Annotated in this window: 9 protein-coding genes; 2 read left to right on the plus strand and 7 right to left on the minus strand. The window is 68.5% G+C overall.

Annotated features, from left to right (window positions below):
* Positions 1-40: 40 nt before the first annotated feature.
* From AAHM41_RS36370 to rfbC, 4 genes are read right to left on the minus strand one after another with little or no spacing between them, the layout of a single operon-like run.
* Complete coding sequence (locus AAHM41_RS36370) at positions 41-868, minus strand: NAD-dependent epimerase/dehydratase family protein (RefSeq protein ID WP_342241523.1); 828 nt, start codon at positions 866-868, stop codon at positions 41-43.
* Positions 869-898: 30 nt separating this feature from the next.
* A complete protein-coding gene (gene rfbD, locus AAHM41_RS36375) occupies positions 899-1,753 on the minus strand; it encodes a dTDP-4-dehydrorhamnose reductase (protein WP_342241524.1) in 855 nt (284 codons plus the stop codon).
* A complete protein-coding gene (gene rfbB, locus AAHM41_RS36380; protein ID WP_342241525.1) occupies positions 1,750-2,784 on the minus strand; it encodes a dTDP-glucose 4,6-dehydratase in 1,035 nt (344 codons plus the stop codon). The genes rfbD and rfbB overlap by 4 nt, the downstream gene beginning before the upstream one ends.
* Positions 2,781-3,341, minus strand: a complete 561-nt coding sequence (gene rfbC / locus AAHM41_RS36385; protein WP_342241531.1) for a dTDP-4-dehydrorhamnose 3,5-epimerase — start codon at positions 3,339-3,341, stop codon at positions 2,781-2,783. The genes rfbB and rfbC overlap by 4 nt, the downstream gene beginning before the upstream one ends.
* Positions 3,342-3,561: 220 nt before the next feature.
* Between rfbC and AAHM41_RS36390 the strand changes: the two genes are divergently transcribed.
* Both AAHM41_RS36390 and AAHM41_RS36395 read left to right on the plus strand, forming a co-directional pair.
* The gene (locus AAHM41_RS36390) at positions 3,562-5,193 is read left to right on the plus strand and encodes a glycosyl hydrolase family 28-related protein (protein WP_342241526.1); all 1,632 of its coding nucleotides are present in this window, start codon (positions 3,562-3,564) and stop codon (positions 5,191-5,193) included.
* A 144-nt stretch (positions 5,194-5,337) separates the two neighbouring features.
* A complete protein-coding gene (locus AAHM41_RS36395; protein ID WP_342241527.1) occupies positions 5,338-6,402 on the plus strand; it encodes a glycosyltransferase family 4 protein in 1,065 nt (354 codons plus the stop codon).
* 3 nt (positions 6,403-6,405) lie between these two features.
* Here AAHM41_RS36395 and AAHM41_RS36400 read toward each other — a convergent pair whose 3' ends face one another.
* The 3 genes from AAHM41_RS36400 to AAHM41_RS36410 all read right to left on the minus strand — a co-directional run bounded on the left by AAHM41_RS36400 (position 6,406) and on the right by AAHM41_RS36410 (position 9,912).
* On the minus strand, positions 6,406-7,404 hold the full coding sequence (locus tag AAHM41_RS36400) for a glycosyltransferase family 2 protein (RefSeq protein WP_342241528.1): 999 nt from the start codon (positions 7,402-7,404) through the stop codon (positions 6,406-6,408).
* A gap of 13 nt (positions 7,405-7,417) precedes the next feature.
* Positions 7,418-8,371 (minus strand): polysaccharide pyruvyl transferase family protein, encoded by a 954-nt coding sequence (locus AAHM41_RS36405; protein WP_342241529.1) that lies wholly within the window; start codon positions 8,369-8,371, stop codon positions 7,418-7,420.
* Positions 8,372-8,511: 140 nt separating this feature from the next.
* The gene (locus tag AAHM41_RS36410; protein WP_342241530.1) at positions 8,512-9,912 is read right to left on the minus strand and encodes an oligosaccharide flippase family protein; all 1,401 of its coding nucleotides are present in this window, start codon (positions 9,910-9,912) and stop codon (positions 8,512-8,514) included.
* Between the last annotated feature and the right edge of the window lie 133 nt (positions 9,913-10,045).

A 10,045-nucleotide genomic window follows, 5' to 3' on the forward strand; every position in this document is an offset into this window, starting at 1 on the left:
CCCCCCCCCCCCCCCCCCCCGGCCGCGCCCCGCTTTCGCTTCAGCCGGCCAGACGCCTGCCGATGGCCAGGCAGGCCGCGCGGATATCGTCTCGATCGGCGAGCGGGCCGAAGCGCCCGACGAAACGGTCCACATCCATGGCGAAGGCATCGCGAATGGACGGATCGATGACGCTGAGGCTGCCGCGGCCATAGCCCTCGAGGATCCACATCGCCAGCCAGCCGACCTCGAGCGCCACACCGGAGCCGAGGTTGAACAGCCCGCCGGGGCGCGCCCGCACCACCTTGACCAGCGCCGCGGCGAACGCCTCGACCGGCAGGAAATCCTTCAGCGTGAAGGGGCTGACGTCGTAGCGGATCACCCCCTCCTCGCGCAGCGACCGCAGCAGCAGGCCGAGGAAGGTGCGGCGGCCGGGCAGGTCCTCGAAGCCGAAGATGTTGGACAGGCGCAGGATGGTGAGGTTGGGGCCGAACCGGTCCTGCAGCAGCTGTTCGGTCACCAGCTTGTTGCGGCCATAGGCGTCCTGCGGCGCCGGCGCGCGGGTCTCGACCAGCGGCTCGTCCCCGGCCGGGCCGTAGACCCTGCGGGTGCTGACCATCACCACATGCGCATCCGCCGGCATGCAGCCGTCGCCCTGCGCCCGGCCGATCGCCTCGGCCACGGTACGGTCGCAGTCGATCGCCGGATCATAGGCTTCGCGCTGGTAGCGCGGGTCGATGGCGAAGCTGACGACGCAGCCGATGCCGTCGAAGGTCTCGGGCCGCGCCACATCGGCCCAGGCGGCGTGGCGGAGTCCGTCGGCGCCATGGGCCTCGACGAAGCTGCGGGCGAGAAAGCTCGTGCGCCCGATCGCCAGAACGTCAGCCACTCGTCCCCCCACCTGTCTTTGACTGCGGTGCTACTGCGCCCGCACCACGGCAGACAGTGCACGCCGCCAATCGGGCTGCGCCAGCCCGAACACCCGGCCGATCTTGCCGCAATCCAGCACCGAGTTCGACGGGCGCCGCGCCGGGGTCGGGTAGTCCGAGGTCGCGATCGCGTGCAGCACCGGGGCGGCACCGCCCCGTTCGGCAAAGATCGCGGCGGCGAAATCATGCCAGGTCGTGGCCGGGGCGCCGGCGAAGTGGAAGGTGCCCCAGCCGTCGAAGCCCGGCGCCAGGGCGCGCTCGCGGATCGCCAGGATCGCCGCGGCGATGTCGGCGGCCGCGGTCGGGCCGCCGCGCTGGTCGGCGACGACGCGCAGCTCCGGCCGCTCGGCGCCGAGCCGCAGCATGGTGCGCACGAAATTGTGGCCGTGGGCCGCGAACACCCAGGCGGTGCGCAGGATGACGTGGCGTGGCAGCGCCGCGCGCACCGCCGCCTCTCCCGTCGCCTTGCTCTCGCCGTAGACCGACAGCGGCGCGATCGGGTCGTCCTCGCGCCACGGCCGGTCGCCGTCGCCGCGGAACACGTAGTCGGTCGAGATGTGCAGCAGCGTAGCCCCCGCCTCGGCGCAGGCCCGGGCGATTACGCCAGGCCCGGTCGCGTTGACGGCGAAGGCCTGGTCGCGCTCGGTCTCGGCCTTGTCGACCGCGGTGTAGGCGGCGCAGTTGGCGACGAAGTCGGCGCCTCGCACCGCCGCGGCGACCGCGGCGGCATCGGTGATGTCGACCCCCGACCGCGCCAGCGCCCGCACGGCGAGGCCCCGCGCCGCGGCCAGCTCAGCCAGCTCGCGCCCGACCTGGCCGCCGGCGCCGAGGACGACCAGCGTCATGCCGCGCTCCCGAGGCCGATGCGGCTGCGCTCGCCGGCCCGCGCGCACCATTCCCGGTTGGCGATGTACCAGGCGACGGTCTCGCGCAGCCCCTGCTCCAGGCTGTGCTTCGGCCGCCAGCCCAGCTCGGTCTCGGCCTTGGTCGGGTCGATGGCGTAGCGGGCGTCGTGGCCGGGCCGGTCGGTGACGTAGGTGATCAGGCTCTCGTAAGGCTTCGCCGCCGGCTGCAACTCGTCGAGGATGCGGCAGATCTGGCGCACCAGGTCGATGTTGGTCCGCTCCGACCGGCTGCCGATCAGATAGGTCTCGCCCGGGCGGCCCCTGGCGACGATCGCCCGCAGCCCGGCGGCGTGATCGTCGACATGGATCCAGTCGCGGACATTCTCGCCCTTGCCGTAGATCGGCAGCGTCTTGCCCTCGAGCGCGTTGAGTGTGACGACCGGGATCAGCTTCTCCGGATACTGGTAGGGGCCGTAATTGTTCGAGCAGTTCGACACCATCACCGGCAGGCCGTAGGTGCGGTGCCAGGCCCGGGCCAGATGGTCGGAGCCGGCCTTGCTGGAGGAATAGGGCGAGTTCGGCTGGTACGGGCTGGTCTCGGAGAACAGGCCGGTGGCGTCGAGCTCGCCATAGACCTCGTCGGTCGAGACGTGCAGGAAACGGAAGCCGTTGCCCTTGGGCAGGCCGCGCCAGTATTCCAGCGCCGCGGCCAGCAGGCTGCCGGTGCCCATGACATTGGTGCGGACGAAGGCCAGCGGATCGTCGATCGACCGGTCGACATGGCTCTCGGCCGCCAGGTGGTAGACGATGTCCGGACGGTGTTCGGCGAACAGCGCCCGCATGGCGTCGACGTCGCAGATGTCGGCCTGGGCGAAGCGGTGCCGGCCGGTCGCGTCCAGCCCGGCCAGGTTGTCGAGGTTGCCGGCATAGGTCAGCTTGTCGATGGTGACGACGGTCTCGCCGTCGGCGACGAGCTGGCGGACCAGGGCCGAGCCGATGAAGCCGGCGCCGCCGGTGACGAAGATGGTCATGCTGCACCGTGGTGGAAATGGGCGGGGGCATCGGCGAGGCGCGGCCAGTTGCGGTCGCGGTCGTTGACGATCATCTCGGCCGGCGCGATCGGCCAGTCGATGCCGAGCGCCGGATCGTCCCAGCGGAGGCCGCCCTCGGCCTGGGGGGCGTAGCCGGCGGTGACCTTGTAGACCACCTCGGTGTCGGGCTCGAGCGTGACGTAGCCATGGGCGAAGCCGACCGGAATCCAGATCCGCGAGGGCTCGGACGCGGTCAGCGTGACCCCGATCGAGCGGCCGAAGGTCGGCGAGCCGCGGCGGATGTCGACCGCGACGTCGTAGATCGAGCCGCGGAGCACGCCGATCAGCTTGCCCTGGGCGTGCGGCGCGATCTGGTAGTGCAGGCCGCGCATCGTGCCGACCGCGGCGCTGCTGGCCTGGTTGTCCTGGACGAAGTTCATCGGCAGCCCGGCTTCGGTGAACTTCTGCAAGTTCCAGGTCTCGAAGAAGCGGCCACGCTCATCACCGAACACGCGCAGCTTGATGAGCTTGACGTCTTCAATTTCGGTACCAACCACCTGAACCAAGATACCCCCCACCCAGACGACGCGATGCCGAAGGCGCTGCAACCTAGTGCGGACGCCTGCCGTTGTCGACGATAGCTGATTCGCCCCCCAACGACCGGCCGCCCGTGCCGTTGCGACTCTGGCTCGGGCATTCGGTCGCGGCATGGCGACGACGTGGCACAATCGCGGCCTGCCGGGGTTAAGGGACGAGACGATCCGGACGGAGGCTGCTGTGGCGACCGTTGCTCTGACCTGCATTGAGACCGTGGCCGACCTGGCGGCGCTGGAGGGTGCCGGGGCCGCCCTGGTGCTCGGTTATCACCGGCCGGGCGACGGCGGCGGCGGCCAGTTCGCCTGGGACGCCCAATCGGACGCCGTGGAGGATGGCGGGCTGGTGTTCCGCGGCTCGGCATCGGCTGGCCGCTGGATCCGCCTGGCCAAGGGCGCCGTGGATGTCCGCTGGTTCGGCGCCCTGGGCGACGGCGCCACGGACGACACCGACGCGATCCAGCGGGCGTTCAACACCAACCGGGCCATCTATCTGTCGAGCGGCACCTATTTGGTCGGCAATCTGCGCTTCGGCTCCAACCAGACCAACGGCGTGCAGTCGATGCACGGCCCCGGCATCGAGGGCGACGGGCGCAGCTCCAAGCTGAAGGCCAAGCCGGGCACGCAGGGCTTCGTGCTCAACGCCCAGGCCACCGCCGGGCTGTTGCTGCGCGCCTTCGTGGTCGACGGCAACGGCCAGTGCGGCGGCATCGACACCGGCTGGCCGAAGGGCCTCGGCAAGGCCCAGCTGAACCGATACGAGAACATCTGGGTCGAGAACTATGCCGGCCCGATGGGCTGGCAGGCGCTGCACAACGAGGACAGCAGCTTCGTCGGCTGCGTCGTGCGGATGCCGGAGCCGGCCGAGTCCGACGCCACCGCCATCAGCGCCGTCTGCCCCGGGGGGCCGGTCAGCTTCGATCGCTGCATCTGGTATGGCGCCAAGCTGGTGATCGACTGCCAGAATGCACGCTTCAGCGCCTGCGGCGGCTTCGGCATCGAGGTGCTCGGCGGTTCGGTCAACCTGCTGTCCTTCAACGCCTGCTATCTCTACAGCAACCCCAAGTCGGGCCGGGTGGTCTGGATGGATCCGGCCAGCAAGGGCCACATCAACGCCATCACCTCCCGCGGCAGCATCTGGATCGCCGCCGGCAAGGAGAAGGACGTGGCGATCTTCGGCGGGCGGTACTTCGCCGGGATCGATTCGACCGGAGACGAGTTCATCACCGACGGCAAGGGCGCGAAGGGTCGGGTCCTGGACGACGACGTGGCCAATCACAGCGGCCAGTTCGTGTCCCGGGCCCATTTCCGGAGCGTCACCTTCGTGCCCGAGCTCGTGATCACCGACCCCAGCTCCGGCGCGATGAAGGCGAGTTTTCAGAACTGCCGGACGGGGGGACTGAACGTTGCCGACCGGCTCTATATCGGCAACCCGTCGACCCAGCGGGTGCTGCTCGAGCCGAACGGCCTCGACGTCTCGAACGCCACGACCCCGGACACGCGGTTCCGCATGTTCGACGAGACGCGGACGGTCGCCGGCGGCGAATGGCAGCCGGTGTTCGACCAGCCGATGACCCAGGGCAGCGGCCAGGTCTACATCGTCAGCCGGGCCGGCCAGGGCCCGGCGCTGCATGCCCGCCTCACCAGGGCCACGGGCGAGGAAAAGGCGGATCAGATGTCGGTGCTGCAGGACCAGAACGCCGCCGACGGCGGCAAGATCGAGATGCGCTGGCTGGCGGGCAAGAGCCCCGAATTCCGCGTCAACGGGACCGGCAAGATCGTGGTCGAGATCGTGTCGGAGAGCATGGGCCACTGAACCGCCGCAATTCCGCCCCGGAGTCCGATATATAGATCACCGTCCCGAATCGCGGGGCCGCAGGGCGTGTTTTCCCTGGGCTCCGCCGCGGGCCTGAGGTACAGGGGCTGTCCCGCTGGAGCGGGACGACGACGGAGGGCGGGCTTGACGACTGCGATCGAGAAAGGCGCCGCGGGCGACCGCGGCGTGCTGGTCAACACCCGCATCCTGCACAACAGCGTGACCGGGGCCCAGCGCTACCTGAACGAGATCCGGACCCGGATCGGCCCGCACAACACGATCGCACCGCGAACCCCATCGAAAGGGATCCTTGGCCATCTCTGGGAGCAAGGCCCGCTGGCTCTCCATCGCCGCGACGCGGTGCTGTGGAGCCCCGCCAATACCGGACCGGTGGCCCGGCGGCGCCAAGTGGTGACGATCCACGACATGTCGCCGGTCGACCATCCGGAATGGTTCACGCCGCGCTTCGCCGCCTGGTACAAGATGATCGTCATTTCGGTCGCCCGGCGGGCGGCGCGAGTGCTGACGGTGTCGCAGTTCTCGGCCGGCCGCATCGCCGAGCTGTCCGGCCGGCCGCTCGACCGGATCGACGTCGCCTATCCCGGCGTCGATCCGCGCTTCTTCGATGCCGCGCCCGGGGAGGCCCTGGCCCGCTACGATCTCGCCGGCCGGCCTTATGTGCTGATCATCGGCACCCTGGAGCCGCGCAAGAATCTGGAGCGGGCGATCGAGGCCTGGCGGCTGGCGCAGCCGAAGCTGGGTCCCGATGCGGTGCTGGCGATCGGCGGCGGCCTGAGCAACCAGCGCATCTTCAAGGACGCCGCGCTGGGGGCCGAGATCCCGAATGTCCGGCTGTTGGGTTATGTCGACGACGCCCTGCTGCCCGGCCTCTATGCCGGCGCATCGGCCTTCCTGTATCCGTCCGTGTACGAAGGGTTCGGCCTGCCGCCGCTCGAAGCGCTCGCGGCAGGGGCGCCCGTGGTGACCAGCCGCGACACCGTGATGGCCGAGATCGTCGGGCCGGCCGCCTTGCTGGTCGACCCTCATGATGCCGGCGCCATCGCCGATGGGCTGGTCGAGGTGCTGCGCGGTCCGACGGCGGCCGTCGAGGCCCGGCGGGCGGCAGGGCTGGAACGGGCCCGGGGTTTCACCTGGGACCGCTGCGCCGACGGCGTCAGGCGCGCCCTGCGGGCGGCGGCGGACGCATAGGCCTCAGGCGCTGCGCAGGGCCTGACGCAGCATCCGCTTGGCCGCCTTCGCCGCCCGGAACGCCGGGAAGCAGTGGGTGACCAGGAAGAGCTTGGGATTGGCCCAGGCGTGGCGCCGGGCCATCTCCGGAATCGAGCGCAGCTCGGGATGGTCGAGCGGAAAGTCGCCCGAGCGCATCATGCCCATCGTGATCCCCAGGAGGCGTGTCTTGAAGCGGCGCAGGTTCCGGCGCGTCTCGGGCTTCAATCCGGCGCTGTCGATGAGGCCCTGCATCGCCTCCATCGAGCGGACATAGCCGATGACATGGCGTTCGGTCAGCTTGCTGAAGGAAATCGAGTTCTGCCGGATGCGCCAGAGGTAGAAGTCGCGGCTGCTGAGATAAGTCGGTCCCGCCTTCATGAACAGCCGCGGCGTGTATTCGACATCCTCATGCAGGATCGGCAGGAACTTGATGCCGTTGTCGCGGGAGACCGAGCGGCGATGGATATACAGCCAGGCCATCGCATAGAAGTTGCGTCGCCGGTACAGGGCATTGAAGGCGTCCTCGCCGCTCGGGAACAGGCCTTCGAGGCCAAGGTTGTAGCGGACCGCGACCGAATTCTCCGCATTCTGCGCCGGGCCGGTGAAGGAGAATGTGGAGAAGCAGAACAGGTCGATCTCCGGGTGCCGGCTGTGCACATCGTAGAAATACCGGACGAAATCCGGGTTCAGCACGTCATCCGAATCGAGATAGTAGATGAAATCGCCAGTGGCGACCGCGACCCCGTTGTTGCGGGCCTCGCCCAGGCCGCAATTCTTGGTGTGCAGGATCCTGACGTTCGGGACATCGCCGTACAGCCGGTCGACGAGCCGCCCGCTCCCGTCCGTCGAGCCGTCGTCGACGATGATGATCTCATGCACCGGGGCGGTCTGCCGGAGCACCGAATCGACCGCCTCCTGGACGTAGTCTTCGACGTTGTAGGTCGGGATGATGACCGACAGCTTGGGCGTTGAGACCTGCATCGTTTCCCCGCCTCTAGGCCGCAAACAGCTCGCAATCGTCGACGCGGCTGGTCCACGCCTCGAAATAGGTCGAGTTCTTGCCGTAGGAATTGTCGAGCAGGACCGTCTTCATGCCCAGGAGGCAGGCCAGGATGTGGCCGTGCATGCGCGACGTCACGATCCGGTCATAGGTCAGGATCCGGTCGATCGTGTTCGCCACCATGCGGTCGGTGTAGCCGTACCAGAAGCGGTCGATCGGAAGTAGTTTGCGGCCGGTCACCCCGTTGACTTGGTCGGTCCGGCGGGTCAGCAGGTTGACCACCCGATCCCGGCGGCTGCAGAAGTCCGGCCAGTCGAGCGGCTGGTCGACCTGGCCCCGGAACATCTCGGGGAGGGCGACCGTCTCCTCGTCCCGGCGCATCATCCAGAGCGTGCCGCCGCCGGTGGCGCCGGGCGCCTTCCTCGGCAGCTTCCCCCACAGGAAATGTGCCATGTCCGGGCACAGCTCGACGTTGTTCGAGAATTCGCGCCGGAAGATGTCGTAGGTCCGCTGGTCCCGCGCCAGGAAGTGCAGGTCCTTGTGCCGCGACATGACTTCGGCGGCCTGGCGCATCCGGGCCGGCTCGCTGAAATGCATGGTCTGCGGAAAGATCACGATCCGGTGATCGCGATAATGGTTGATGATCTTTTCCCGCAGAAGTTGGTGCGGATAGTAGATGTCGCCGAAATTGCCGCCGCCATGCAGCACGATCGTGACATCCTTCGGCACCTCTGGGAAGTTGCGCTCGTGCCACGGGAAGCCGAAATACGAGTAACGCCGGGTCACGTCGTACCGCCGATCCGCAAAGAACGCTTCCGTCCCCTTGAGGATCAACAGGTCACCGACATTGAAGTGCAGCGGATAGTCGATATATAGAATTCGACTGCCGGGCTTTATATATTGATCGATGACAGAAAGGCGGCTCCTCAGATAATCCATGCCGTGCATCTTGAATCGCGCCTTCCGAGCTTGAGAGACTCGCCCTATTGATCAAACGGAAAGATATACAGCAGTCCGCGTCCGGAGCTCGACGGGGGTTATAGTATAGAGCCGGCAAAGATGGCAATGCCATGGCGCATGGCTGCGCGTCACGCCCCGGTGCCGCCCACCCGCATCCGGCCGACCGTCTCGCGCAGCCCCGTGATCATCCGCCAGTTGAACAGCGGCACGGTGATCGCCGCTGTGACCACACCGGCCAGAACCGCCGTCACCAGCCGAAGCACGGCCGGCGCATCGGCGAGCAGATACCGGGTCAGAAGGACCGCGGCGGTCATCGCCACCATCGGCGCGAGCGGGCGGACGATGGACCGGAGCTGGGCGCGGACCGGGATCCGGGCATAGCGGCTGACCATGAGGTAGCTCCAAGGCAGCGAGACCAGGTTGCGGGCGCTCCATCCGAGACCCACGACGAACAGCGTCTGCTCGGCGGTGATGAAGCCGCTGGCCAGGGTGATCACGCAGGCAACCAGGGCATAGGGGACGATGACGTTCTGATGCCCCTTGGCCCGCAGCAGCGGCCCGGCCAGGGCCCGCGACAGCAGGAAGAACCAGGTCGCGGCGAAGATCTGGATCAGCGGGGCCGCGGGCAGCCATTGCCGGCCGAAGACCAGCGGGATCAGGTCATCCGCCACCAGGGCCAATCCGATGAACACGACGCCGCCGGCGACCGTCAGCAGGCTCGTCGCCGTCAGGAAGGCCCGGTTCGCGTCGCGGTCGTTGCGGTCGAGATCGGCGAAGAACGACAAGCCGAAGCGGACGATATTGCCCTGGATCAGGTTGCCGACCTCCTCCACCAGCCGCTGGGCGAACTGGAAGTAGCCCAGGGCCACGGCGCCGTGAAAATAGCCGACCTGCAGCGCGAAGATGCGGGTGGTGCCCTGCCACAGCAGCTGCTCGATGCTCATCGAGCCGCCGAACGACGCCAGCGACCGGAACTCGCCCCAGTCGAAGCGCAGCCGCGGCACCCGTGGCATGGCCCGCCACAGCACGCCGGCGGACAGCGCGTTGGAGATCAGCACGCCGCCGACCATGGCCCAGGCCCCGGCGCCGAGCCAGCCGAGGACGCCGATGACGACGACCTGCGAGATCCGCGACAGCATCATCCGGCGGGTCAGCACATTTGCCCGCATCTTGCGGGTGAGGAGCGCGGTCGGCACCGCCATCGCCGCGTTGAGCAGCAGCAGCAGGCCGGTGACGCCGAGCAGCAGGAACAGCGTCGGGTCGTCGAACAGCCAGCCGACCGGCGCGGCGATCAGCCAGCACAGGGCGACGCCGGCGACCCCCAGCACCATCAGGCCGGTGAAGGCGGTGTCGGTGACGCTGGCGTGGACCGAGCGGTGGCGGATCAGGGATTCCTGGATGCCCAGGCCGGTCGCCAGGCCGAGCAGCATGACGAGCCCGATGGCGATGCCGGCGCGGCCGATATCCGCCGGCGCCAGGAACCAGCCCGCCACGAAGATCGAGGCCACGCCCGACAATGCGTTGGACACCGCCTCAGCGACCGCCCAGGGCGCGGCCCGCATCACGCGGGATTCCAATCTCTTCGACATTGATCCGCCAGATCTGCTCAACTGGTCGCGCACCGGTCGCGGTCGCCGGACCGAAGACGGCGTGTCGTCTGCT

This window comes from Inquilinus sp. OTU3971 (genome assembly GCF_038440215.1).